This is a genomic window from Sphingomonas sp., assembly GCF_035714405.1.
Lineage (GTDB): Bacteria > Pseudomonadota > Alphaproteobacteria > Sphingomonadales > Sphingomonadaceae > Sphingomonas.
Genome location: NZ_DASTMA010000017.1, coordinates 48006 through 73207, shown reverse-complemented (window position 1 = coordinate 73207; position 25202 = coordinate 48006). Strand labels below are relative to the sequence as shown.

The 25202-nt window shown below is 69.0% G+C and carries 17 protein-coding genes and 1 tRNA gene; 12 read left to right on the top strand and 6 right to left on the bottom strand.

The window, feature by feature from the left end:
- The first annotated feature begins 40 nt into the window (after positions 1-40).
- Genes VFQ64_RS06790 through VFQ64_RS06770 form a run of 5 tightly spaced genes read left to right on the top strand, consistent with a single transcriptional unit; the run spans position 41 to position 5411 of the window.
- A complete protein-coding gene (locus VFQ64_RS06790; RefSeq protein ID WP_325102547.1) occupies positions 41-307 on the top strand; it encodes a ribbon-helix-helix domain-containing protein in 267 nt (88 codons plus the stop codon).
- A gap of 54 nt (positions 308-361) precedes the next feature.
- Entirely contained in the window at positions 362-2857 is a 2496-nt protein-coding gene (locus tag VFQ64_RS06785; protein ID WP_325102546.1) for a TonB-dependent receptor, read from the top strand.
- Between the two features lie 14 nt (positions 2858-2871).
- On the top strand, positions 2872-3582 hold the full coding sequence (locus VFQ64_RS06780) for a tetratricopeptide repeat protein (RefSeq protein ID WP_325102545.1): 711 nt from the start codon (positions 2872-2874) through the stop codon (positions 3580-3582).
- Complete coding sequence (locus tag VFQ64_RS06775) at positions 3576-4259, top strand: Fe2+-dependent dioxygenase (protein ID WP_325102544.1); 684 nt, start codon at positions 3576-3578, stop codon at positions 4257-4259. The genes VFQ64_RS06780 and VFQ64_RS06775 overlap by 7 nt, the downstream gene beginning before the upstream one ends.
- 6 nt (positions 4260-4265) lie before the next feature.
- Positions 4266-5411 carry a PepSY-associated TM helix domain-containing protein gene (locus tag VFQ64_RS06770; RefSeq protein WP_325102543.1) on the top strand — a complete coding sequence of 382 codons (1146 nt, stop codon included), beginning with the start codon at positions 4266-4268 and terminating at the stop codon, positions 5409-5411.
- Positions 5412-5433: 22 nt separating this feature from the next.
- Here the strand turns inward: VFQ64_RS06770 and VFQ64_RS06765 are convergent, their stop codons facing one another.
- The gene (locus VFQ64_RS06765; protein ID WP_325102542.1) at positions 5434-10032 is read right to left on the bottom strand and encodes an NAD-glutamate dehydrogenase; all 4599 of its coding nucleotides are present in this window, start codon (positions 10030-10032) and stop codon (positions 5434-5436) included.
- Between the two features lie 87 nt (positions 10033-10119).
- Positions 10120-11349 (bottom strand): PAS domain-containing protein, encoded by a 1230-nt coding sequence (locus VFQ64_RS06760; RefSeq protein WP_414712875.1) that lies wholly within the window; start codon positions 11347-11349, stop codon positions 10120-10122.
- Between the two features lie 123 nt (positions 11350-11472).
- On the opposite strand from VFQ64_RS06760, the gene VFQ64_RS06755 reads away from it, so the two are divergent.
- From VFQ64_RS06755 to VFQ64_RS06730, 6 genes are all read left to right on the top strand, one after another.
- A tRNA-Thr gene (locus tag VFQ64_RS06755) sits at positions 11473-11548 on the top strand.
- A gap of 142 nt (positions 11549-11690) precedes the next feature.
- Positions 11691-12302, top strand: coding sequence for a TetR/AcrR family transcriptional regulator (locus VFQ64_RS06750; protein WP_325102541.1), 612 nt, complete (start codon positions 11691-11693; stop codon positions 12300-12302).
- A gap of 325 nt (positions 12303-12627) precedes the next feature.
- Complete coding sequence (locus tag VFQ64_RS06745) at positions 12628-13035, top strand: hypothetical protein (protein WP_325102540.1); 408 nt, start codon at positions 12628-12630, stop codon at positions 13033-13035.
- Positions 13032-14291: an efflux RND transporter periplasmic adaptor subunit gene (locus tag VFQ64_RS06740; RefSeq protein ID WP_325102539.1), complete on the top strand. Its 1260-nt coding sequence runs from the start codon at positions 13032-13034 to the stop codon at positions 14289-14291. The genes VFQ64_RS06745 and VFQ64_RS06740 overlap by 4 nt, the downstream gene beginning before the upstream one ends.
- A 50-nt stretch (positions 14292-14341) precedes the next feature.
- Positions 14342-17524 carry a multidrug efflux RND transporter permease subunit gene (locus tag VFQ64_RS06735; RefSeq protein ID WP_325102538.1) on the top strand — a complete coding sequence of 1061 codons (3183 nt, stop codon included), beginning with the start codon at positions 14342-14344 and terminating at the stop codon, positions 17522-17524.
- 13 nt (positions 17525-17537) lie between these two features.
- Entirely contained in the window at positions 17538-18938 is a 1401-nt protein-coding gene (locus VFQ64_RS06730) for a TolC family protein (RefSeq protein ID WP_325102537.1), read from the top strand.
- 33 nt (positions 18939-18971) lie between these two features.
- On the opposite strand, the gene VFQ64_RS06725 is transcribed toward VFQ64_RS06730, so the two are convergent.
- From VFQ64_RS06725 to VFQ64_RS06710, 4 genes are all read right to left on the bottom strand, one after another.
- Positions 18972-19988, bottom strand: coding sequence for an NAD(P)H-binding protein (locus VFQ64_RS06725; RefSeq protein WP_325102536.1), 1017 nt, complete (start codon positions 19986-19988; stop codon positions 18972-18974).
- 20 nt (positions 19989-20008) lie between these two features.
- Positions 20009-20410 (bottom strand): BLUF domain-containing protein, encoded by a 402-nt coding sequence (locus VFQ64_RS06720; RefSeq protein ID WP_325102535.1) that lies wholly within the window; start codon positions 20408-20410, stop codon positions 20009-20011.
- A gap of 27 nt (positions 20411-20437) precedes the next feature.
- On the bottom strand, positions 20438-21913 hold the full coding sequence (locus tag VFQ64_RS06715; protein ID WP_325102534.1) for a PH domain-containing protein: 1476 nt from the start codon (positions 21911-21913) through the stop codon (positions 20438-20440).
- A gap of 68 nt (positions 21914-21981) precedes the next feature.
- Positions 21982-22464 (bottom strand): PH domain-containing protein, encoded by a 483-nt coding sequence (locus VFQ64_RS06710; RefSeq protein WP_325102533.1) that lies wholly within the window; start codon positions 22462-22464, stop codon positions 21982-21984.
- Positions 22465-22600: 136 nt separating this feature from the next.
- Between VFQ64_RS06710 and VFQ64_RS06705 the strand changes: the two genes are divergently transcribed.
- A complete protein-coding gene (locus VFQ64_RS06705; RefSeq protein WP_325102532.1) occupies positions 22601-24706 on the top strand; it encodes a S9 family peptidase in 2106 nt (701 codons plus the stop codon).
- Positions 24707-25202 lie beyond the last annotated feature (496 nt).

The following is a 25202-nucleotide window of genomic DNA, read 5'->3' as shown; positions in this document are numbered from 1 at the left end:
AGAAGTTCGACCCCGGACCTTGATTCTGCTATGAGGGGGTATGGTCGTCCCACCTCTGACGCCACCGGCGGGCGGCTTTGCCGGGCCGGTCAAGCGATCGGTCACCATCGCAGGGCATGCGACCTCAATCAGCCTGGAGCCCGTGTTCTGGAAAGCGCTGGAGGAGGCGGCACGGCGACGCGCGCTTCCGCTCAGTGCCGTGGTCGCGCAGGTCGACGCCATCCGCGTGGCTCAGAGAGATGCGCCCAACCTGGCTAGCGCGTTGCGGTCATGGTTGGTGATCGAAGTTGCGAGCGATTATCAATAGCGTTGACACTGCGAACGCTTCGCAATAGCGAACGGCCCGAGAAGGGGAGTTCGATTGTCCACATCCACCCTGCCGTTCCTGGCGCTGGCCTGCGTCGGCAGCTTCGCCACCGCGCCGGCGCTCGCGCTCGAGCCGACCGACACGCCGACCGACGATCAGCGTTCCGACGTGGTGGTGAAGGGCGAGCGGGAGCGGCGGGCGGACGATGCCAGGCTGGTCGCACCGCTGGTCGATACGCCACGCTCTGTCGTCGTCATCCCGCGCGAGGTGATCGAACAGACCGGCGCCAACTCGCTCGCCGATGCGCTGCGCACGGTGCCCGGCATCACCTTCGGCGCGGCGGAGGGCGGCAATCCGATCGGCGACCGGCCGTTCATCCGCGGCTTCGACAGTCAGGGCTCGACCTATCTCGACGGCGTCCGCGATATCGGCGCGCAGAGCCGCGAGATCTTCGCGGTGGAGAGCGTCCAGGTGGTGCGCGGCTCCGACTCGACGCTGGGTGGGCGTGGTGCGGCGGGGGGCACGATCAACATCGTGTCGAAGAGGCCGCAAGCCGGCACCTTCGGCAATGCCGCGGCCAGCTATGGCAATGCCGAGTACAAGCGCGCCACCGTCGATCTGAACGCGCAGGTCGCGCCCGACGTCGCGGTGCGCGTCAACGGCATGTGGCACGATCAGGATGTCGCCGGTCGCGATGCGTTGTTCCAGAAGCGCTGGGGCGTCGCGCCGTCGGTGACGATCGGTATTGGCGGTCCGACGCAGCTGACCGCGATGTTCTATCATCTGGAAACCGACGAGCTGCCCGACAGCGGCTTTCCCTATGCCTATGTCGCGAGCGCCAGCGTCAACGCGACGCCGGCGGGCAGCAGTGGCCTGATCCTGTCGCAGCCGGCGGTGGGGCCGTTCACCACCGCGTTCGGGATCACGGGCCGCATCTCCCCGAACAACTTCTACGGCCTGGTCGGCCGCGACTTCCGCCAGACCAATGTCGATCAGGCGACGTTGCGCGCCAGCCATGATTTCGGTGGCGTGACGCTGCGCAATACCGCACGGTTCAGCTCGGCGAAGCAAGCCTATATCTACACCCAGCCGGACGACAGCCAGGCGAACGTGTTCGGCATCCCGGCCGGCAACCGCAATGTGGGCGCGCTGCCGAGCGGGCGGTTCAACGACTATACCGCCGGCGGACGCGTCTGGCGGCGGGCGAACTCGCGGTGGGGCGAAACCGAAAGCCTGGTCGACCAGCTCGACCTGATCGGTACTTTCCGCACCGGTGCGATCGAGCACAGCTTCGCGGTCGGCGCGGAGATCGCCTGGGAAAAGGCGACGCGTGGCGCCTTCGTGGTCAACACCGGCACCGGCAACGCGACCGATGGCCTGCGCTGCGGCGTCGCGCCGGGCGTGTCCCCGTACAATTGCGCGGACCTGTTCAACCCGAACCCCAACGACCCCTGGGTCAACTATGCCCCCGGGAGCACCACGGTCACGAGCCCGATCGTGCGCGGCGCGCCGGGGACGGAGACGATTACCGACGGCCATACCAAGGCGGTCTATGGCTTCGACAGCATTACGCTGGCGCCGTCGCTGATCCTCAACCTGGGCCTGCGGTACGAGAGCTTCTCGTCCAAGGTGACGCTGCCGGTCGCGGCGGGAGTACGACCGGTCGTCTCGCGCAAGGACGATTTCGTGACGGGTCAGGCGGGCGTGGTGTTCAAGCCGAGCCGCAACACCAGCCTTTATGCCTCCTACGCCACCTCCGCAACGCCGCCCAACAGCCTGGTCGGCGAGGGGCAGGAGGGCAATAGCCTCGGCACGATCGGCGGCGCGCTCGGGCAGGCGGCGATCGAGGCGCTGAAGATCGAGCGCAGCCGCTCGTTCGAGGTCGGCGCCAAGGCGGACCTGTTCGGGCAGAAACTGTCGTTGACCGCGGCGCTGTTCCGCACCGAGACCAAGAACGCGCGGGTGACGAGCGACGCCAACACTGCGGCCTTTATCGGCGAACGACGCGTCGACGGGGTCGAGCTCAGCTTCAACGGCTTCATCACGCCCCGTTGGAACGTGTTCGGCGGCTACACCTATCTCGACGCGATGATCGTCGATGGCGGCTTCACCGCGTTCGTGCTGCCCGCCGGCGGCGGCGTCGCGGCGCGGACGGTGCTGCAGCCGTCGGTCAATACCGGCAAGCAGTTCCCACAGACCGCCAAGCACAGCGCGACGCTGTGGACGAACTATGACTTCGGCCGGTTCGAGCTGGGCGGCGGTGCCTTTTACCAGAGTCGGGTGTTCGGCGGCTATGCCGACAACCGCTTTGTGTCAGGCACCGGCGCGGCCGCGACAGTGGTGCCGGCGACCGTCACGATCGCGCGGTCGGTGCCGGGCTGGTGGCGGTTCGACGCGCGCGCGGCGGTGGAGATGACGGACGCGCTCAAGCTGTCGGTCAACGTCCAGAACGTCGCCAACAAGCGGTATTTCAGCCAGGCCTTCTCGTCGCACTATGCGACAATGGCGGCGGGGCGGACGGTATTCGGGACGCTGCAGGTGGGGTTCTGAGCCTGCTCGCCGCCATGTCGCCCGGCGAGGCGCGCGAGGCGCTGGCCGGACCCGGGCGCGCGGCGCTGATCCGCGAGGCGGCGGAAGCCGGGATCGCCGACGCGCAGGCGGTGCTGGGCCAGATGCTGCTCGACGGCGTCGAGATGGCCAAGGACGCGCGCGCGGGCTTTGGCTGGTTCGTGCGGGCGGCGGCGCAGGAGCATGTGCCGGCGCTCAACATGGTCGGGCGCTGCTATGACCTCGGCTGGGGCGTGGCGGTGGACAAGGCGCGCGCGGCCGCATGTTTCCGGGTTGCCGCCGAGCGGGGCTTGCCAGAGGCGATGTACAACTATGCGACCTCGCTCGCGTTGGGCGAGGGCATCGAGCAGGACCGCGCGGCGGCGCTGGCCTGGCTGCGCAAGGCGGCGGCACTGGGCTTCGCCAAGGCGGAGAATTTCGTCGGCAGCTTCCATGAGGACGGTTGGGCAACGCCGCGCGATCTGCTGGCGGCGGCGCAATGCTATGCCCGCGCCGCGCATGGCGGCGACTTTCGTGGCTGTTTCAACCATGCGCGGATGCTGGCGATGAAGGGCAGGGTGCGCGAGGCGCTCCCTTGGATCGCAAAGGCCGCGGCGCTGGGCCATGCGCGGTTTCGCGGGCAGCTGCGCGACTGGCTGGCGGCACAGGAGGATGCCGAGCTGCGGGTGCGGGGCACGGCGGCGCTCGATCGCGGTGCGCGATGCTGACGGTGGTGCCGGGCGTGCTGGCGGGCGAGGCGCTCGCGCGTGTGCGTACGATCGTCGAGGCCGGGCCGTGGGCCGACGGCAACGCTACCTCGGGCGCGCAGTCGGCGCTCGCCAAGCGTAACGCGCAACTGCCCGAGGACAGCGAGGCGGCACGGGACGCCGGCGGGCTGGTGCTCGACGCGCTGGGGCGATCACCGCTGTTCGTCGCGGCGGCGCTGCCGCTCAAGGTGTTTCCGCCGTTGTTCAACCGCTATGCCGGCGGACAGGCGTTCGATACCCATGTCGACACCGCGATCCGCATCAAGCGCGGCAGCGACTTCCGCGTCCGCAGCGATCTGTCCGCGACGCTGTTTCTGGCGGAGCCGGACGCTTATGACGGCGGCGAGCTGGTGATCGACGGGCAGTTCGGCGAGCAGCGGATCAAGTTGCCCGCCGGCGATCTGGTCGTCTATCCGGCGTCGAGCCTGCATCGGGTCGAGCCGGTGACGCGGGGCGCCCGGCTGGCGAGCTTCTTTTGGGTGCAGTCGATGGTGCGCGACGATGGTGCGCGGAACATCCTGTTCGAACTGGACCAGAGCGTACAGGCGGTTGCCACCGCGTTGGGGCAGGGGGATGCGGCGGCGGTCAGGCTGACCGGCGTGTACCATAACCTGCTGCGGCGGTGGGCGGAGCTATAGGGTAGCATGATGACCAAGCTGAAGTGGCGGCGGACCTGGTTTCAGGTCCATAAGTGGATCGGGCTGATCCTGGCGGTGCTGATCATCCCGATCAGCCTGACCGGCTCGGCGTTGGTTTGGCACGACGCGCTCGAGCGGATGATCGAGCCGCAGCGTTTCGCGACCAGCGGCGACACGCTGCTTGCCCCCGAAATCTATGTCGCGGCCGCGACGACCCGGCTGAAACCGGGCGAGCGGATCGCGCAGATCACGATGCCCGATCCTGGGCCCGAGCACGGCGACCCGGTGACGGTCGCCGCCGCGCCGGCCGCCGCGGGGCCGCCGCGGGGCGGTCCGCCGCCGCGTACGCTCGTCTTTCTCGATCCGCCCACCGCCCAGGTGCTGGACGTCGCCACCAACAGCGGCGGGCTGGTGCGTTTCCTCCATGTGCTGCACGGGTCGCTGCAGATTCCTGGCGGCTGGGGGCGGTCGATCGTCGGCTGGATCGGCGTGGCGATGATGCTGTCGGCGTTTACCGGGCTGTGGCTGTGGTGGCCGACGACCGGCAGCATGAAGCGCGCGTTGCGCTGGGGACGGCATCGCAACACGGATACGAACATCCATCAGACCTTCGGGTTCTGGGTGGCGCTGCCGCTGTTCGTGCTGTCGCTGACCGGCGCGTGGATCAGCTTTCCGCGCTTCTTCGGGAGTCTGGTCGGGCAGGCGCCGCAGCAGCAGCGCGGGCCCGACCGCGCGGCGCTGGCGCGCGCCAAGCCTCTCGACCGAACGGCGCTGACCCTGCCGTCCGCGATCGCGCGCGCGCGCGCAGTTGCGCCGGGCGACCTGCGGCAGGTGAGCTGGCCGACCACGCTCAAGCCCGACTGGAGCGTGCAGCTGAAGCCGACCAACGGTCCGCCGGCAACGATCGCGGTCACCGACGGCAGCGGGGTGGCGACACTCACGCCCCGTCCCGGCGGCCAGGGGGGCGTCGCGCGGTGGATGCGGCGTATCCATGACGGCACCGACATGGGCATGGTCTGGCAGATCATCATCTTCATCGGCGGCATCATTCCCGCCGTGCTCGCCGTCACCGGCATTATCATGTGGTGGCGGGCGCGAGGGTGGAAGGCGGACCTGGCGCGGCGGCAGGCGGCAAAGCAAGCCGTCGCCTAGGCTAAGCGCGGTGCGGGGCGTTTCACCGGCCCAATAGCACTCGCGCCTGGCCGGCGATCTGCGCCAGCATCGCGGCGTTGGGTTGGGCCGAATGGCGGGCGCGGTCGATCACCGTCTTGAACTGCGCGACCCTGGCGGCGTTGGCGTGGAGCCAGCCGTCCACCGTCGCCTGCGGATTGGCGGCGCCGGCGCGCGCCAGGAACTGCAGCCGCAGCTGCTGGAAGTCGCGGGCCAGACCGGCGAGGAGCAGGCGCTCCCACGGATCGCTCGACGCGATGCGGCCGGCGGTGGCCTGCGCCCAATCTAGGCCGAGCGCATGGCCGAGCGCGGTGAAGGCGCGGGTCAGCACCGTCTCGTCCAGCGCCAGCCGCTCGCCGAGATCGGCGAGGCCGACCGCACCGTCGAGCTCGAACAGGCGCACCACGCGTTGCGCCAGCTCGGCGGGGGCGCCGGCGGCCTGGAGCTGGCGGGCGATGCGGTCGCTGTGCGCGCGGCCTTCCTCCAGCAGCAGCGTCGCGGTGGCGCGGTCGAGCGAGGCGATGCCCCGCTCCAGCCGTTGCAGCACCGGCCCGATGTCCGCCCCGGCACCCGTGGCGCGCAGCAGGTCGGCGATGTGCGAGCGGGTGGCGGCCGCGACCTCGTCGAACAGCGCGATCCGCGCGCCTTCCGGCATGGGCGTCGCCTCGATCGCGCGCCACAGCTCGGGCAGGCCGAACAGCCGCTCCGCCACCACGAACATCGCGGCGATGTCGCCGAGTGCCGCGCCTTCCTCCTCGGCGAGTTCGAAGGGGTATAGGACGCCCATGCGGTTGACGATGCGGTTGGCGAGCTTGGTGGCGACGATCTGACCGCGCAGCCGGTGCGCGTCGATCGCGGCGGCGAACCGCTCGCGCATCGCGGCCGGGAAGGCGGCGTGGAGGTCGGGCAGCAGCTCCGGCTGATCGCCGAGCGCCGCCTGCTCGATCGCGTCCTGCAGCGCCAGCTTGGCGGTGGCGAGCAGCACCGACAGCTCGGGGCGGGTCAGGCCGCGCCCCTCCTGGCCCCGGCGCAGCAGCTCCTCGTTGACCGCGAGTCCCTCGACGCGGCGATCGAGCCGGCCGCTGGCCTCGAAGATCTCGATCGCGCGGACATAGCTCGGCACCGCCGTGGCGCCGTCCTGTTCCATGATCGAGATCGCCAGCGTCTGGAGGCGGTTGTCCTCCAGCACCAGGTGGGCGACGTCGTCGGTCATCGAGGCCAGCAGCGTGTTGCGGTCCTCGAACGTCAGCCGGCCCTCGGTCATCTCGCGGTTGAGCGCGATCTTGATGTTGACCTCGTTGTCCGAGCAATCGACGCCGGCGGAATTGTCGATGAAGTCGGTGTTGATCCGCCCGCCTCGACCCGCGAACGCGATGCGCGCGGCCTGCGTGACGCCCAGGTTCGCGCCCTCGCCCATCGCGATGGCGCGCAGCTCCTCGGCATCCACGCGCAGGCGGTCATTGGCGGGATCGCCGACCGCCGCGTTGTTCTCCGACGCCGCCTTTACATAGGTGCCGATGCCACCGAACCAGATGAGGTCGGCGGGTGCCTTGATGATCGCGGAGATCAGCGCGGCCGGTTCCATCTCGCCGGCGGGGATGCCGAGTGCGGCGGCGGCCTCCGGGGTGACGGCGATCGACTTGGCGGCGCGGCTGTGGACGCCGCCGCCGGCCGATACCGGCGCCGCATAGTCCGCCCAGGACGAGCGGGGCAGGGCGAACAGCCGCGCGCGCTCCGCCCAGCCGACCGCTGCATCGGGCGTGGGATCGAGGAAGATGTGGCGATGATCGAAGGCGGCGACGAGCTTGATCGACTTGGACAGCAGCATGCCGTTGCCGAACACGTCGCCCGACATGTCGCCGCAGCCGACGACGGTGATCGGGTCCGCCTGCACGTCGAGACCACGCTCCGCGAAGTGGCGCTGGACGCTGATCCACGCGCCCTTGGCGGTGATCCCCATCGCCTTGTGATCGTAGCCGACGCTGCCGCCGGATGCGAAGGCGTCGCCCAGCCAGAAGCCGCGCTCGAGCGCCAGCGCGTTGGCGACATCGGAGAAGGTGGCGGTGCCCTTGTCGGCGGCGACGACGAAATAGGGATCGTCGCCGTCGCGTACCCGCACGCCCTCGGGATGCGTCACCGCGCCGTCCACGATGTTGTCGGTGATCGACAGCAAGGCGCGGATGAAGACGCGATAGCTCTCCGTCCCCTCGGCCAGCCAGGCATCGCGCTGCGCGATCGGCGGCAACTGCTTGGGGTAGAAGCCGCCCTTCGCGCCGGTCGGCACGATGACGGCGTTCTTGACGCGCTGCGCCTTCATCAGCCCCAAGATCTCGGTACGGAAATCGTCGCGCCGGTCCGACCAGCGCAGACCGCCGCGCGCGACCGGGCCGGCGCGCAGGTGGATGCCCTCGACGCGGGGTGAATAAACCCAGATCTCGCGCCACGGCAGCGGCGCTGGCAGGCCGGGGATGCGGTGGCTGTCGAGCTTGAAGGCGAGTGCCTCCTGCCCGGCGGGCACGAAAGCGTTGGTGCGCAGCGTCGCTCCGACCAGCGCGCGATAGGCGCGGAGGATACGGTCGTCGTCGATCGCCGCGACCTTATCCAAGCCGGCCTCGATCGTGGTGTCGGCGGCAGCGGTGTCGTCGGTCCCTTGCGGGTCGTGCGCGGCCGCGAAGCGCTCGACCAGGGCCGTGGCGACGGCGGGCGCCCGGCGCAGCGCATCGACGACGGTGGACAGGCCATAGGGCAGCCCCGCCTGACGCAGATAGCGAAACCAGGCGCGGAACAGCAGCACCGCCTGCGGCGCGAGGCCGGCATCGACGATCAGGCGGTTGAACTGGTCGTTCTCGGCCCGTCCCTCCAACACCGCCGCGATCGCAAGTTCGAGCACTTCGGCGTCACCGCTGATCGGCGTACCGGCTTCGACCAGGAACTCGTGCAGATAGGATCGCGCGTCGTCGGTCAGCGCGGTCGGAATCTCCTCGATGACGCGGAAGCCGAAATTCTCCAGCACCGGCACCGCGTCGGACAGGGCCAGCGCGCCGCCCTGGCGATAGATTTTCAGCCGGGTCGCGCCGGCCGTTGCCGACAATCGCACCGAACGAGTGCCGGGGCCGAGCGTGGCCAGCCGCAACACGTCCGCCGCGGCTTCCTCGGCGGTGTTGGCGTTGCGGAACCCCTGCGGGAAACACGCGGCATGTTTGAGCGCCAGTCGGGCGGCGCGAGCGGGGCCGACCTGCGCCGACAACGCCGCCTCGACCGCCGGGGTCCAGCCGCGCACCATCCGCTCCAACCGCGCCTGCAACGGTGCGACATCAGGGACATGGCCTTCCTTGCGGAGATCGACGGTGTAGCGGATCAGCGCCACCGCGGAGTCCTCCAGCGCCACCGACCAGTTCAGCACCGGGCCGTTCGCCGCCTCCGCGACCATCTCGCCGATCGCAATCCGGCGCACGGTCGTAAGGTCGTCGCGTGGCAGCCAGGCAAAGGCGAACAGGTGGCGTCCGAGTGCCGAGCGGACCAGCACCAGCGCGGGGCGCGGGCGGTCGGCGAGGCTCATTGCGGTCAGCGCCAGCTCCTCGAGCTGTTCGGGCTCGAACGCTACCGCGAGGTCGTGGGGCAGCTGCGCCAGCGCATGGGTCAGCGCCTTGCCGGTATGGCCCTTAGGGTCGAAGCCGAACTTCGCTTCCAGCTGTGCGAGGCGGGTGCGCAGCACGGGCACGTCCTCCGGCGCGGCGTTGAGCGCGGCCGAGGTCCACAGGCCGGCATGGATCGACAGGCCGGCGATCTCCTCGCCCTTGCGGATCGGCACCAGGACGAGGTCCAACGGCACCGCGCGGTGGACGGTGGAGATCAGCGACGATTTGAGTAGCAGCGGCGCCTCACCGCCCGCCTCGAACCAGCGGAGCGCGAGGTTGCGCGAGAACTCGGCCAGGATCGGCGTCTTGTGCTCGTTGCGGGCGATCCCCAGCGCCTCGCCCGCACTTCCGTCCGCCCGCCAAAGCTGGTGACCGAGCAGCGTCAGGCGACCGTCGAGGAACCATTGCAGCAGCGCCGCGCCCTCGCCCGGCGGCAGCGCCGCTTCGTCGGAAGCAACCGCGCGTTGCAGGCGGCGCCAGTCGGCGACGGCGGCGCGCACGTCCGCCAGCACCTGCGTCAGGCCCTCGACCAGTTCGCGCCGCTCGCGCGCGTCGGCGCGTTCGAGCTCCAGATAGATGACGGATTCCGGCTGCCCGGCCCCGCCGATCGCCTCGAGGACGCCCGACGTGTTGCGGCTGGCGCGGATGACGGGATGGATGATGCGGTCGATCGCCAGCCCGCGGTCGGCGATGGCGGCGGCGATCGAATCGACCAGAAAGGGCATGTCGTCGTTGACGATCGCGAGCCGCATCCGGCGCCGCGTGTCCTCGCCGCCGATCGGCTCCAGCTGGAGCGCGGGCTCGCCCGGGTCGCGCCGGGCGGCGGTGGCGGCGACGAAGCGGGCCGCCTCGGCGACGTCGGCCGGTCCGAAGCCGATCAGTTCGCCAGGCAGCGCGCCACGGGTCAGTCGGGCGGCGAAATCCTCGGCGAGCGATGCGGCGGAAGGGGAGGGTAAGTCGGCCATGGCTGCCCTATGCGCCCGGGGAATCGGGGGCTCAACCCTTGTGGCGGTGCAGCAACGCGCGGTACAGCTTGCAAGCGGCGCGGCGATTCAGGCGACGGCCCTGCGCACCGCCTGCTCGACCAGCCCGCCTTCGACCTGTGCGACGACACTCAGACCCGCGCCGTGGCGGCGGGCGACCAGCACCACGAACTCGCCGTCGCCAGCGGCCGGCATCGCCACCTGCGCCAGCACGGGCCGGGCGCGGAGCTCGGCACGGGCCTGTTCGTACAGGTCCGCGGCCGGCACCGGGCGCCTGGCGGCGCGCTCGGCGGCGACGATGGCCTTGATGCCGCCACGCTGTGCTTCGAGGAACTGGAGCAGCGCGCCGGCGGCGACCGCGTGGCGGCGGGCGTGGTCGAGCACGGCTGCGAATTCGGTGACGCGGGTCTTGTCGTAGTCGGCGCCGAAGACGAGCTTGACCACCGGCGTCATCGGCGCGCGCGCCTGGACCTTCAAGCCGGCGTCGGCGAGGAGGGCGGCGTACCGACCGCCGTCCCCATCGGCGGCGAGCCCGAAGTCGTGCGCGCGTCCGAGCGCCCGATACAGCGCGGCGCGGCTGCGGGTGTCGGCGGCGCGGACCGCCGCGGCCGACTCGCGCGCCATCGCCAGGCGGTTCTCCAGTGTCTCGCCGTCGGCGGGCATCGTGTCGCGGTCGCCGGTGGGGCCATCGGCCCAAACCGGGGCGGTATCCCGCGCCATCGACAGCTCGGCGTTCAGTCCGGCCTGTGTCGCGGCGTCGACCAGTTCCTTCCAGTTGATCACGCCATAGATGAAGTCGATGCACTCGCCATCGGACGAGAAGGGCATGAGGATGCCGCGATACATCGTCGGGCGGTCACGCGTCCCGACGAACTCAGCTTCGAAGCCGATCGGCGCGCGGTTGGCGATGATCTGCAGATAGTGGTCGGTCAGGCGGGACAGCAGCGAGCGGCTCGGCACGTCGGCGATCCGACCGATCGCGCCTTCCAGCCCGCATTCCTCCTTCAGCGCACGGCCGAGGAACGCGATGCGCGGGTTGTCGAGCCCGTCCGAGAAGTCGAGCAGCACGCTGTTGCCGCCGAAGTCGACGATCGACGTCGGGTCGAGGTCCTCGATGGTGGGGTAGGGGCGCCCCTTCAACAGCGACACCCAGTGATTGTAGGCGCGGACATGCATCCGCCGTTCGTCGCCGCCGAGATCGAACAACGGATCGCTGACGCCAGCGTCCGCTTCGTCAACCGTGTCGAGCCGCTCGTCGAAGCCAGCCTCGTCCATGCCCCAGTCGCCCTTGATACCCATGGCAGCGCTTTTGGACCGGGCGTGGTAAACGCCGCGTAAAGGCCCTGATGCGATGTCGTCGGCTTGTCAGGACCCGGCACCGCTGCTATCGCCCGCCCGCTTGGCCGGCCCTGGCCGGCGCGCGCCGCCTTAGCTCAGCTGGTAGAGCATCGCATTCGTAATGCGGGGGTCACAGGTTCGAGTCCTGTAGGCGGCACCATCCAGTCCAAGCGCCCTCGCAGGGCAACGGACGGAACCGCTTGGGCTGGCGTTCCTGACGCCGGCGATAGAAGCTGCTTTTCACGACGAGAGTAACGCCGGGACTTGTCGGTAAGGTCAGGTTGCTTTATATACCGTCCGTTATGGAAGTGGTTGCTCCTCGAATTGCCAAAGGCCGGCCGCGCGAATTCTGCACGGAGCAGGCGCTGGCGGCGGCGCTGGGCGTGTTTTGGTCCAAGGGGTATGAGGGCGCCTCCATGGCAGATCTCACCCAGGCGATGGGGATCACCAAGCCGAGTCTCTATGCGGCGTTCGGCAACAAGGAAGCGCTGTTCCACAAGGCGTTGGACCTTTATGAGGCCGAGAAGCTCGAGTACATGCGTGAGGCGCTGAAGCAGCCCACCGCGCGCGCCGTCGCCGAACACATCATGCGGGGCGCGATCGACGCGCAGACGAGCAGCTGCGATCCCAAAGGGTGCCTGGGCGTCATCAACTCGACCGCCTGTGGATCCGAAGCCGAATCCATCAAGGCGCTGGTCATCGAGCGGCGGCAATCCTCGCATGCGGCGATTGTCGAGCGGTTCGAACAGGCGAAGCGCGACGGCGACCTGCCCCACCATGTGAACGTGCTGGGGCTGACCGGCTTTCTCGTCACGCTGCTGCAGGGCATCGCGGTGCAGGCCGGCTCGGGTGCGGTCCGCGCCGACCTGGAGCAGGTGGTCGAGACCAGCCTGATGGTATGGCCGACCCGATAGAAAATATCGCTACCGACCGGTACGAAAGCCGTTGACGGCCCATAGAACAGGTTATATACCGTTCAGTATAGAAGAAGGCGCCGGGCAACGGCGCTCTGGTTTCCGCAAGGAAGCCTGATCGTACCGTTTGTAGGGGCGGGGTGGCAGCCAGTAACCGCCGTCACCCGCATCAGCTTGCATCATTGTCATAACACCGCGCGTCCCGATTCCGTCGGCGGACGCGGTGCTGTGTCCGAACGTCAGCGTTGCTCAGTCTGGGCGCGCCGCGGCCGACCGGTCGTGGCCGCGTCACGCCGACGCACGCACTAAACAGGGAGTTCTCATCATGGCCTATGTCGACTTCTCGGCCGATCCGCCGCTTGGCCCCACCGCAGGTGCCCCGCGTCACGACGCCATCAGTCCGCGCCGGTCGAGCCTGACCGCGCTCGAATGGTCGGTGGTCGCGCTGTCGCGACGCGATACGCTGGCGTCGCTTGACCAGCCGGGCCGGCTGGCGACGGCGCTGGGCACGGTGTTCGGCCCAGGGTTCGGAGGGGCGCGCAGCAATCCGCGTCTGGCAGACCCGAAGCTTGAGGCGCTGCGCCGCATGGCGGTGTGGAGCTGGCGCCGGGGCGTTGGGGTGCCCGCGAGCGAGCTCCGCGCCTTTCTGGCGGCGGGCTTCTCCGCCGCGCAGCACGAGACGCTGCTCGCCAGCATTGCGGCGGCGCGAAGCCGAGCGGAGGCAGGCGCATGAACATGCACAGTCCGATCGAAGCAGCGGCACCCACCCAGGCGTCGGCCGACGTGCCGGCGCAGCCGCGCTCACACGCGCGCCGCTTCGGCTGGATCGCCCTGCCGCTGGTCGCCGCAGCCGCCACTTGGACGCTGGTTGACCGTGAGGAGCCCGCGATCGCGGCCATGCCGGTGCCGACCGTTGAGGTCGCCCAGCCGCTGGTCCGCGAGGTCACCGAATGGGACGATCATGTCGGCCGCTTCGAGGCGAGCCGCTCGGTTGAGGTGCGGCCGCGCGTGTCGGGCGCGATCACGGCGGTGCATTTCACCGACGGCGCGATCGTCAGGCGCGGGCAGCTGCTCTTCACCATCGATCCCCGGTCTTATTCGGCAGCACTGGCGGAAGCGCGCGCCAGCGTCGCCAGTGCCGCCAGCGACCTGGCGCTCGCCCGTGCCAACCTCGCCCGTGCCAACCGCCTGATCGCCGATGACGCGGTATCGAAGAGCGACCTCGACCAGCTCGCCGCCCGGGTGCGCGCCGCCGGCGCAGCCGTCGCCGCGGCCCGGGCGCGGGTGCAGGCGCGGGCGCTCGACGTCGAGTTCACGCGGGTACGCGCGCCGATCGGGGGTCGCATCTCCGACCGCCGCATCGACGCGGGCAATCTGGTTTCCGCCGGCGACACCAACGGCACGCTGCTGACCACGATCAACGCGCTCGACCCGATCTATTTCGCGTTCGACGCATCGGAAGGGCTGTTCCTGAAATCCAAGCGGGCGGGCGACGCCGGCGCGACGGTGCAGGTGCGGTTGCAGGACGAGACGCGTTACACCCGCACGGGGCGGCTCGACTTCACCGACAACGGGCTCGATCCCCGGTCGGGCACGGTGCGTGGCCGCGCGGTGCTCGCCAACCCGGGGCTGTTCCTGACGCCCGGCATGTTCGGCAACATGCGCCTCGCCACCAGCGGCACCACGGCGGCGCTGCTCGTCCCCGACGCCGCGATCCAGACCGACCAGGCGCGCAAGACGGTGCTGACGGTCGGCGCCGACGGCGCGGTCGCGGCCAAGCCGGTGACGCTGGGCCCGATCATCGACGGCTTGCGCATCGTCCGCACCGGCCTGACGCCACAGGACCGCGTGATCGTCAGCGGTACGCAGATGGCGATGCCCGGCGGCAAGGTGCAGGTGCGGCCCGGCCGCATCGCTCCGGTCGCCGCCGGCGCGGTGCCGGCCGCCGCTCCCGCCGTTGCGGGCGAAGCGACCTTCGCCACGCGCTGATTTCGCCGATCCCGGCCGAGTTTTCCGATCCTCCGAAAGGGGAGCCTGTCATGCGCCTGTCGCGCTTCTTCATCACCCGGCCGATCTTTGCCGCCGTCATCGCGGTGGTCATCACGATCGTCGGCGGGCTCGCCTATCTGGGGCTTCCGGTCTCCCAATATCCCAACATCGTGCCGCCGACAGTGACGGTGGTGGCGAGCTATCCCGGCGCGTCGGCGGAGACCGTCGCGGAGACGGTGGCGGCGCCGATCGAGCAGGAGATCAACGGCGTCCAAGACATGCTGTACCAGTCGTCGCAGTCGACCGGCGACGGCCGGGTGACGATCACCGTCACCTTCAAGCCGGGCACCGACCTCGACGCGGCACAGGTGCTGGTGCAGAACCGCGTCGCCATCGCGACCCCGCGCCTACCGCAGGAGGTGCAGCGGCTGGGCATCGTCACCAAGAAGACGACGCCCGACTTCCTGATGGTCGTCAACCTCGTCTCGCCCGACCGCTCGCTCGATACCGCCTATCTCTCCAACTACGCGCTGACGCAGGTCAAGGACCGGCTGGCGCGGATCGAGGGCGTCGGCGACGTGCAGATGTTCGGCGCGCGCGACTATGCGATGCGCGTCTGGATCGATCCCGGCCGCGCCGCTGCGCTGGGCCTCACCGCCGGCGACATCGTGCAGGCATTGCGCGCGCAGAACGTGCAGGTCGCGGCGGGCACGCTCGGCCAGCCGCCATACAATCAGGGCCCAAATGGTTCCGGGGCCTTCCAGCTCAACGTCGAGACGCAAGGACGGCTGACCGAGCCGCAGCAGTTCGGCAACGTCGTCATCCGCTCCGATCCCGACGGCCGCCAGGTTCGCGTGTCCGACGTGGCCCGCGTCGAGCTCGGCGCGGCGGATTACTCGACCAACACCTATCTCTCCAACGAGCCGACCGTGCTGCTCGGCGTCTTCCAGCGCCCGGGCTCCAACGCGCTCGCAGCGTCGCAGGCGATCACCGCCGAGATGGAGACGCTGAAGAAGACGTTCCCGAAAGGGCTCGACTATAAGGTCATCTACAACCCCACCGACTTCATCGCTCAGTCGATCGACGAGGTGATGAAGACGCTGGCCGAGGCGATCGTGCTGGTGGTGCTGGTCATCATCGTCTTCCTGCAGCGCTGGCGCGCGGCGATCATTCCGGTGGTGGCGATCCCGGTCTCGCTGATCGGCACCTTCGTCGTGCTGCTGCTGGCGGGCTATTCGCTCAACAACCTGTCACTGTTCGGGCTGGTGCTGGCGATCGGCATCGTCGTCGACGACGCGATCGTCGTGGTCGAGAATGTCGAACGCAACCTGGCGCGCGGCCTGACGCCGCTGCAGGCCGCCTTCACCTCGATGGACGAGGTGTCCGCCGCCCTGGTCGCGATCGTCGCGGTGCTCTGCGCGGTTTTCATCCCCACCCTGTTTATGAACGGCATCTCCGGCGCCTTTTATCAGCAGTTCGCCGCCACGATCTCGACCGCAACGATCATCTCGCTGGTGGTGTCGCTGACGCTTTCGCCCGCCTTGGCGGCGCTGCTGCTCAAGGGCCATGCCGAGGACGCGCCGAGCGGCAACATCGTGATGCGCCGGGTGCGCGCCGCCGGCGACTGGTTCAACCGCGGCTTCGATGCGATGAGCGCGGGTTACAGCCGGCTGACCATGAAGCTGGTGACTCGGCCCAAGCGCGTGATGGTCGCCTATGCCGGCCTGATCGCGGCGACCGGGGGATTGCTGTGGGCGACGCCGACCGGCTTCATCCCGCAGCAGGATCAGGGCTATTTCCTCACCGTCATCCAGCTGCCCTCCGGCGCGTCACTGGAGCGCACCGACGCGGTGATGCGCAAGGTCGCAAGCCGGATCATGCCGCTGGACGGGGTGAAGGGCGCGGTGATGCTGGCCGGCTTCGACGGCGCGTCGCAGACGCTCGCCCCCAACGCGGCGGCCGCCTACATCCCGCTCAAGAACTTCGAGGATCGTCCCGGCGTCCATGTCGGCCAGATCATGGCGGAAGCGATGAAGGCGACCGCCGACATCACCGAAGCGCGCGTCGTCATCGTGCCCCCGCCGGTCATCCAAGGCATCGGCGCCGCGGGCGGGTTCCGGATGATGGTGCAGGATCGCGGCGGCCACGGTTATCAGGCACTGGGCAAGGAAGCGCAGGCGCTGATTGCCAAGGCCAACACCGCACCGGGGCTGGCGGGCGCGTACAGCTTCTTCGACACCGCCACGCCGCGCATCTTCGCCGATATCGACCGGCGCAAGGCCGACCTGCTCGGCGTTCCGCCGGAGCGCGTATTCGAGGCGTTGAACGTCTATCTCGGCTCCGCCTTCATCAACGACTTCAACCTGCTCGGCCGCACCTATCGCGTCACCGCGCAGGCCGACGCGCCGTTCCGCGCCAACGAGGCGGACATCGCCAATCTGAAGACGCGTTCGAACTCCGGCGCGATGGTGCCGGTCGGCTCGGTCGCGACCTTTGCCGACAAGACCGCGCCGTATCGCGTCGTGCGGTACAACATGTTCCCGGCGGTCGAGATCGACGGCAACACCGCACCTGGATACTCGTCGGGCCAGTCGCTGGTGACGATGGAGCGGCTCGCCACCGGGACGCTGCCGAGCGGCTACAGCACCGAATGGACCGACATCGCGTTCCAGCAGCAGCTGGCGGGCGATACCGCGGCACTGGTGTTCGGACTGGCGGTGGTGTTCGTCTTCCTGGTGCTGGCGGCGCAATATGAGAGCCTGACGCTACCGCTGTCGATCATCATGATCGTGCCGATGTGCCTGCTGGCGGCGATGATCGGCGTCAATCTGCGTGGGCAGGACAACAATGTACTGACGCAGATCGGGCTGGTGGTGCTGATCGCGCTCGCCGCCAAGAACGCGATCCTGGTGGTCGAGTTCGCGCGCCAGGCGGAGGATCAGGACGGCCTCTCGCCCGTCGAGGCGGCGGTGCGGGCGGCGGGCGACCGGCTGCGGCCGATCCTGATGACCTCGTTCGCCTTTGTGCTCGGCGCCGTGCCGCTGCTGATCGCCAGCGGCGCGGGCGCGGAGCTGCGCCAGGCGCTCGGCACCGCGGTATTCTTCGGGATGCTGGGCGTCACCGGGTTCGGCCTGCTCTTCACCCCCACCTTCTACGTCGTCTGCCGCGCGCTTGGTGATCGGCTCGGGCGCCGCCGCCCGGCCGCCGAAGCGCAGCTGCAGCCGGCCGAATAGGAGCCAGACCCACATGTTCCGCATCATCATAGCCGGCGCTTCGGCGCTGACGCTTGCCGCCTGCGCAGTCGGTCCCAACTATGTCCGGCCCGCTACGCCGCCGGCGGCGGCGGGCGCATTCGTCTCGACCAGCCCCGCCGCGGCTGCCCTCGCCACGGACAATGACAGGTGGTGGCAGCTCTATCGAGATCCCGTGCTCGACGGGCTGATCGGCGATGCGCTGGCGGCCAACACCGACATCCGCGTCGCCGTCGCGCGGCTGGCGCGCGCGCGGGCATCGCTGCGCGAGGTGCGCAGCACTCGCCTGCCGCAGGCGAGCGCGAGCGCCAGTGCGAATTATGGCCGCACCTCGGAGATCCAACGCGTCCCCGGCCTGGCGCAGGAGGATTCGACCTTCGATGTCGGGCTCGACGTGGCCTATGAGGTCGACCTGTTCGGCCGCCTCGGGCGCGGGGTGGAAGCCGCCCGCGGCGAGCTGGGCGCGGCGGAGGCCGATGCCGATGCGGTGCGTGTCGCGATCGTGGCCGATACGACGCGTGCCTATGCCGAGGCCGCGTCGGCGGCCGAGCGGCTGGCGGTGGCGGAGCGGATCGTGGCGCTGCTCGACCGGTCGCTCCGCGTGACGCGGCGGCGCGCGGAGGTGGGGCTGACCACCGGGCTCGATACCGCCCGCATCGCGGCATTGCGCAACCAACGCCAGGCGGACGTGCCCGCGATCGCGGCCGAGCGCCAGGCGGCGCTGTTCCGCCTCGCCACGCTTACCGGCCGCCCTCCCGCCGAGCTGCCGTCGCAGGCGGCGCAGCGGCGCGAGGGCTTACGCATCGACCGGCCGATCCCGGTCGGCGACGGCGCCGCCCTGCTCGCCCGGCGCCCCGACGTGCGCGCGGCGGAGCGGCGGCTGGCAGCCGCCACGGCGCGGATCGGGGTTGCGACGGCGGACCTTTATCCCCGGATCAGCCTGGGCGGCTCGATCGGCGCAACCACCAACAGCCTGGCCTCGCTGTTCTCGGGCGGGCCGCTCAATTGGTTGCTCGGACCGCTCGTCAACTGGACCCTAAACCCCGGCCGCGGCCGCGCCCGCGTCGCCGGCGCCGAAGCCGACACGCAGGCGGCGCTGGCGACCTTCGACGGCGCCGTGCTGACCGCGCTGGAAGAGACGGAGACGGCGCTGTCGAACTATGCGCGTGCAATCGAACGCCGCGCCGCGTTGCAGGCGGCGCGCGATCAGGCCGCCGTCGCCGCCCGCATCACCCGCGCGCAGCAACGCGAAGGGCAGATCGACAGCCTGGTGCAGCTCGACGCCGAACGCACCTTTGCCGACACCGAAGCTTCGCTGACGCTGGCCGATGGCCAGATAGCGCGCGCACAGATCGATCTGTTCCGGGCGCTGGGTGGGAGCTGGAACCGCAGCTGACAACGGCTTTCGTCGTTCTGAGCGCCTTCCTGGTCAGAATACCGCGTGGTCGCCACGGTCGGGTGCGGTGGCGCCGGCAAGGACGGACCGGTAGAAGTCCGACAGTCGATCGGTTCCCGTCGAAGGCGTTGCGGCGGCATCGTACCGGCCGGTCCGGGGATCGAGCGTGAGCATGGACTCGGTCGCATAATATCTGCCGATCCGTGCGAGTTCCGCCTTCTTCGCCAGCGGCGGCGCGACCCGGCCCAGGGCGGCCAGACTGCTCACGATCATGTCGAGCAGTGCCACGGGGACAGAGCGGAACCGGGGCGCCTGGCCGAGCAACTCGAACAGCATCTCACCTTGCCGCCGCGGCGTGATCGCCTCCCCTGGCCCACCGATCGGAAGGATGCGGTTCCATCTGCTCTCGTCCGTCAGGCACCCGGCGATGAACTCGGCCAGATCGCGGTCGCTGATCGGCTTGCAGGCGGTGAGGGTGCCGTCGCCGAAGATCAGGAAGGGGCGGCCGTCGCGCAGGCGTCCGATCTGCCCCGACAAGGATTTGAAGAAGGCGGTGGGACGCACGATCGAGTAGCGCAGCCCGGATCCGATCAGCGCCGCCTCGAACGCCAGTTTGGCGCGCTGGAATTCGAGCAGCGGCTTTTGGACGCAGATCGCGGATACCAGCACGAAATGGCTTACCCCGGCCGTCTTTGCCGCGCCGAGAGCATCGACGTGCGCGCGATAGTCGACCGCCCAGGCGTCTCCGGGGTTTCCGGTCCTCGAGGCCATGCACGACACCAATGCGTCAAAGCGCTCGCCCGCGAAGCCATCCCGCGCCAACGATTCCGGATCGGCGGCGTGGACCTGTTTGATGGTGGCGCCTTTGAAAAGCCGGCCGGTGTCGGCTGGATATTTGGCGCGAGGGCGGACGAAGCACACGACGTCGTGTCCCGCCTGAACGAGCGCGGTAACGGTCGCCCGCCCGGTGGTGCCGGTGGCGCCGAGTACACACACCCGGCGCGATCGCGGGTCAGAAGGTCCTGTCCAGTCGTTGACGATGCCGGTCATGGTGATCGAGACCGCACCGATCAGGTGCCGGACGCTTCGTCGCCGGCTCGCGCAAAGACTTGCTGGAGCGCCTCGCACGTCGCTCCCCGGACCGCGCCAGCATGGACCTCGTCGGGCGACCAGAGCCACGACCGGGCCGGATCGTGCATCATCGCCCACTCGGGGAACAGGCGTGCGGATACCGCAATGCGACTGAGCAGCGTCACGGCGAGATGCCGGTCGTCTTCCGAGATGCGTGCGTACAGCATGTCGATCGCATCGGCATCGCCTTCGATCAGTTGCAGGTAAATGTCCTGGCGGCAGATCAGCGCGCCGGTGATCCCCCGCCGGGCGTTGTTCCGCCGTGCCGTCTCCAGGATCGCCGACAGCACGGCACTGTCATAGCCGAACGGCTCCGACATGTAGATCAATTGCGTGACCATGCTCTGGGCTCCCGTTCGGCGGGTACGCTAGGCCATTCCTGAAGCATCGCCTAGCGATGGCGCGGTCACATCTCCGTGCCCGGCGTGGTCCACCCGGCACAGCTGATCGACAAGCGCCCGACCGTCCGCGAGGCGAAGATCGTGAACGTTCGGACCCTGCAGCCGGGCACCTCCGGCGGTATCGACCAACACGCTCGCCAGCCCGAGCCGGCGCTGCAGCCAGCTGCGCCGCAGCGTCACCGTCTGCACCCGTGCGATCGGCACGATCCAGGTCGCACGGCCAATCACCCCGCGCTGAACCTGGAGCAGCCCCGAGGCAAGCCGGTAGCGGTGGTGCCGACGGTCGAGCAGCGCGATCGCGACGAGCGGCAGCAGCAAAGGCGACGCGAGCAGGGCAAGCGGCGTGACCAGGGTTGCTCCGGCGATCAGCAACGCCGGCAAGGCGACGCCTCGCAGCAACGCGCGCCAGACATGCCCTCGAGCCACCGCGACCATGTCGGCCGGATGCGCGCGTCGCAGCCTGAGCACGTCGAGGAGGCGATCCACCTCGTCCTGGCGGGCGAAGGGGGCCAGGTCCTGCTGTCCCTTGGCCCCGTCGCCGCCCAGCAGCTGAGCACGCAAGCGCGACCAGCCCAGCCGACGACGCAAGGGTCCACTGTCGATCGCGGCGAGCTGCACGCGCGGTAGCGGGATGATCGCGTCGCTTTGCGTGAACAAGCCGCGCCTTCGCCGCAGACGCCCGTCTTCGCCGGTCAACGTGAAGCCGTGTTCGCGCAACGTTGTCCGGATCACCCCTGCGACGATGCCGACCGCCAGGACGATCGCACCGGCGGCGGCGATCGCTCCGGCCAGGGCGGACGCGGGTAACGAACGTACGGTTCCGCTCTCCGCGAATGCCGCTTTCCAGAGCTCGCTGCTGTCCACGTCAAGCGGCCCGTCGAGATACTGCAGCGCGCCGAAGCCGACGGCGATCCAGACCAGCGAGAAGTTGAACAAGCCCCAGAGCAGGACGCGCGGTACGCTCATCGCGAACAGCGGCGTTCCAGGCCCAGGGGCGGGCGCTCCTTCGTCGGGAGCGGTGGACAGGACCTTTTGCGCGGTCTGTCGGCGTTGACGCAGGACATTGCGCAGCCGCTCGGCCTCCGCCGAGGAGACGCTATCCAGCAAACCTTCGTCCGCGCCGGCGCCGCCGGTCTCCAATGTCACCTTGGCCAGTCCGAATAGGCGCTGAAGCAGGCGCCGCTCGATGCCGACATCCGCAACGCGCTCATAGGGAATGGTGCGACGGTTGCGGCTCAACACGCCACTTTCGATGACCACCGCGTCGGCGGTCAGCGCGTAGGTGAACCGTGACCATGCGAGCCACCGGACCGCGCCCGCCAGGAGCAGCGCGACCGCGGTACCTGCCAGCACCAGCCATAGTTCGGCGCGCGCGCCGATCGCGAGAAGCGCTGGAACCCCTAGCAGCGTCGACGGCGCTCCTCGCACGATCTCGATCAGCATCGACGCAGGATGCAGCCGCCGGGCGCTTGGCTCAGGGTCCGAGGCGTCGGAAGGACGTTCGACCGTGCTCACCATCGCTCTGCCCGGACATGCGCGCGGATCGTGTCGCGCAACGCCTCGGCGGTCGGACGCGATATGCCGGGCAGGACGACGATCGCGTGCGAAGTACCCGCGGTGTGCAGGACAAGTCGCGCGACCCCGAACGCGCGTTCGATCGGCCCTTGGGCGATGTCGAGGTGCTGGACACGCGCTAGCGGCACGACGGTGTGAACCTGCGTCCAAACGCCATGAGCGACGTGCAGCTCGTCGGGCTTGAGCGCCCAGCCCCAAGCCGCCCAGCGCCGCCGCGGCGCGCCGATCAGCGCCCAAAGCGCGACGGCGCCGGCGAACACGAGCACAGGCCAGGCCGGCCAGTCGAGGCGTTGTTCGACCGCGATGCCGAGCGCGAGGCCACCGGCGGCAAGCAGGAGTGCGGGGAGAAGCGCCGCGATGTGCATCACGGTACGCTGACCGGGTTCGAGGCGGGTCAGGACGATCTCATCTGGGCTCATGTTGTCGGGTATGCGCGTCGGACCTGTCATGACTCAAGGAGTTCCGACGATCCGCGTACGCCGAAGGAAGCGGTGGCTGGGAATGGTCAATGGACAAAATGGGCCGTATCAGGTCTTGGCAAGACGGGGGCAAGACATGGCGATGATCCGGCTGATGATGGCAGGGGCGGCATTGATCGCCGTCGGAGCTCCGGCGCAGGAGGCGCCCCGCGCGGGCAAGAAGCCGCATCAGATCGCCTCTCCCAACGGAACCCGCGCCGACGACTATTACTGGCTGCGCGACGACACCCGGAAGAACCCGGAAATGCTCGCCTATCTGTCCGCCGAGAACGCCTATGCCGATGCGAAGCTCGCGCCGCTGAAGCCGCTGCAGGCGCGGCTCTATGAAGAGACCGTCGCGCACATCAAGCAGGACGACAGCAGCGTTCCCTACCGCGACAATGGATGGTGGTACCAAAGCCGCTACGCCACCGGCGCCGACTATCCGGTGATCGAGCGCCGCCGCTCGCCGGAAGCTACGCCCGAGGTGATGTTCGATCAGCCCGCAATGGCCAAGGGCCACAACTTCTTTGCGTTGTCCGACTGGCAGGTCAGTCCCGACAACAGGCTGGTCGCCTGGACCGAAGACAAGGTCGGTCGCCGGCAATATGTCCTCAAGTTCAAGGATCTGGCGACCGGCCGTGCCCATGCCCATACGGTGACGAACGTCGAGCCCAACCTGGTCTGGGCGGACGACAACCGGACGTTGCTGTATATCGCCAAGGACCCGGTCACGCTGCGCGGCTATCGGGTGATGGCGCACGTCCTCGGTACGCCTGTCGCGACCGACCGGCTCCTGTACGAGGAGAAGGATGACACCTTCCAGATGGGGATCATGCGGACGATCGACGATCGCTTCGTCTGCATCGTCGTGCAGAGCACCGTCAGCGACGAGCAGCGCTGTGCCCCCGCCGCCGATCCGACGCGTTTCGCCGTCCTGGCGCCGCGCGCGCGCGAGTTCCGCTACGCCGCCGACCATGCCGGCGGCCGTTGGGTGATCCGAACCAACTTGCGCGCCAAGAACTACAAGCTCGTGACGGCGGCAGACACGAACGTCGGGCGGGGCACCGCTGCCTGGCGCGACCTGACGCCCGCTAGCGACCGCGTCTTCATCGAAGGCTTTAGGCCGTTCGACGGCTTCGTCGCGATCGACCAGCGCGAGGGCGGCAACCGCATGATCCGGCTGCTCGACGGCCGCGGTCGATCGACCCCGGTCAAGGCAGACGAGGCCGCGTACCAGATGGCGCTCTCGGTCAACGAGGAGCCCGGCGCGCGCACTGTCCGCTACACCTACGGCTCCCTCAAGACGCCGACGACGACTTACGAAGTCGACGCGGACACAGGGCAGCGCCGCATCCTGAAGGTCGCTCCCGTGCCGCGCTATGATCCCGCGAACTATGTGACGGAACGGCTTTGGGCACCCGCGCGAGACGGCGCGCGTATCCCGGTGTCGGTCGTCTACAAAAAGGGTATGAAGCGCGACGGCACTGCGCCCTTGTTCCAATATGCCTATGGCAGCTACGGCTACTCCACCGATCCCGCGGTCGATGCAGGACGCATCGCTCTCCTCGACCGCGGGGTCGTCTATGCGATCGCGCATATCCGCGGCGGCCAGGAGATGGGGCGCGGCTGGTATGACGCCGGGCGCCTCCTTCAAAAGAAGAACAGCTTCACCGACTTTGTCGACGTGACGCGGTACCTCGTCGCCGGGAAATATGCGGCGAAGGGGCGCGTCGCCGCCATGGGAGGCAGCGCCGGCGGGCTCCTGATGGGGGCGGTCGCCAACATCGCGCCCGCCGATTACAAGGTGCTCATCGCCCAGGTGCCGTTCGTCGACGTGGTCACTACCATGTTGGACGCCTCCATCCCGCTCACGACCTTCGAATATGACGAATGGGGCAACCCGGCGCAGAAACCCTTCTACGATTACATGCTCAGCTACTCGCCCTACGACAATGTTTCGGCGAAGACCTACCCGGCGTTGTTCGTCGGCACCGGATTGTGGGATAGCCAAGTGCAGTATTACGAACCTGCCAAGTGGGTCGCGAGGCTGCGCGAGCTCAAGACCGACAGCAATCCACTGATCTTCCGCGTCAACATGGAAGCTGGACACGGCGGCAAGTCGGGTCGCTTCGAGCGTTATCGGCAGAACGCTGAATGGCAGGCGTTCATGCTCGACCAGCTCGGGGTGACCGGCAGTTAGGGCAGCTGAGTGTGCCGTTGAAGCCGCACACTCAGCTGCAGCGGCGCCTACTCTGAACCCCACGCCGCTGCCTCGGGGCGCTCGCCGTCCGATGGAGATGGCGCATTAATCGGGGTCCGGTGAGCGGAACGGACTTGCATGGTCGCACCAGGAAGAAAGCCGCAGAATCGCCGGGTTTCGCGCGAAGTCCGACAGGATATATGTGCCCGGTAGACTGTGTGGCGGTGCTGTCAGTCTAACGCGAACCGCTCTCTCCACGATGCACCTCGCATCAAGAGGACAGGGGCCTAGCTTGCGACCACCTGCAACTCTGCCAAGCAGCAGGTCGTCATTCTTTGTGGTTCTTGCGGCAAACGAGGTGGTGTTCGAGGCTGAAGTGGTGGTGGACGCCGGCCCGACGGAGGCGAATCTCTGTGGCCTGTTCATCGGTCGCCTCAGCCCGGCTCGCTCTGGTCGTCGGAGCGGCAGGTGGGAGTTCTCCACCGGTTTCGGGACC

Excerpts from the sequence above, each read along its gene's own strand:
- VFQ64_RS06790 (WP_325102547.1), top strand. The coding sequence starts at position 41 with ATGGTCGTCCCACCTCTGACGCCACCGGCGGGCGGCTTTGCCGGGCCG.
- VFQ64_RS06780 (WP_325102545.1), top strand. The coding sequence starts at position 2,872 with ATGTCGCCCGGCGAGGCGCGCGAGGCGCTGGCCGGACCCGGGCGCGCG.
- VFQ64_RS06775 (WP_325102544.1), top strand. The coding sequence starts at position 3,576 with ATGCTGACGGTGGTGCCGGGCGTGCTGGCGGGCGAGGCGCTCGCGCGT.
- VFQ64_RS06770 (WP_325102543.1), top strand. The coding sequence starts at position 4,266 with ATGATGACCAAGCTGAAGTGGCGGCGGACCTGGTTTCAGGTCCATAAG.
- VFQ64_RS06765 (WP_325102542.1), bottom strand. The coding sequence starts at position 10,032 with ATGGCCGACTTACCCTCCCCTTCCGCCGCATCGCTCGCCGAGGATTTC.
- VFQ64_RS06760 (WP_414712875.1), bottom strand. The coding sequence starts at position 11,349 with ATGGGTATCAAGGGCGACTGGGGCATGGACGAGGCTGGCTTCGACGAG.
- VFQ64_RS06750 (WP_325102541.1), top strand. The coding sequence starts at position 11,691 with ATGGAAGTGGTTGCTCCTCGAATTGCCAAAGGCCGGCCGCGCGAATTC.
- VFQ64_RS06745 (WP_325102540.1), top strand. The coding sequence starts at position 12,628 with ATGGCCTATGTCGACTTCTCGGCCGATCCGCCGCTTGGCCCCACCGCA.
- VFQ64_RS06740 (WP_325102539.1), top strand. The coding sequence starts at position 13,032 with ATGAACATGCACAGTCCGATCGAAGCAGCGGCACCCACCCAGGCGTCG.
- VFQ64_RS06735 (WP_325102538.1), top strand. The coding sequence starts at position 14,342 with ATGCGCCTGTCGCGCTTCTTCATCACCCGGCCGATCTTTGCCGCCGTC.
- VFQ64_RS06730 (WP_325102537.1), top strand. The coding sequence starts at position 17,538 with ATGTTCCGCATCATCATAGCCGGCGCTTCGGCGCTGACGCTTGCCGCC.
- VFQ64_RS06725 (WP_325102536.1), bottom strand. The coding sequence starts at position 19,988 with ATGACCGGCATCGTCAACGACTGGACAGGACCTTCTGACCCGCGATCG.
- VFQ64_RS06720 (WP_325102535.1), bottom strand. The coding sequence starts at position 20,410 with ATGGTCACGCAATTGATCTACATGTCGGAGCCGTTCGGCTATGACAGT.
- VFQ64_RS06715 (WP_325102534.1), bottom strand. The coding sequence starts at position 21,913 with ATGCTGATCGAGATCGTGCGAGGAGCGCCGTCGACGCTGCTAGGGGTT.
- VFQ64_RS06710 (WP_325102533.1), bottom strand. The coding sequence starts at position 22,464 with ATGAGCCCAGATGAGATCGTCCTGACCCGCCTCGAACCCGGTCAGCGT.
- VFQ64_RS06705 (WP_325102532.1), top strand. The coding sequence starts at position 22,601 with ATGGCGATGATCCGGCTGATGATGGCAGGGGCGGCATTGATCGCCGTC.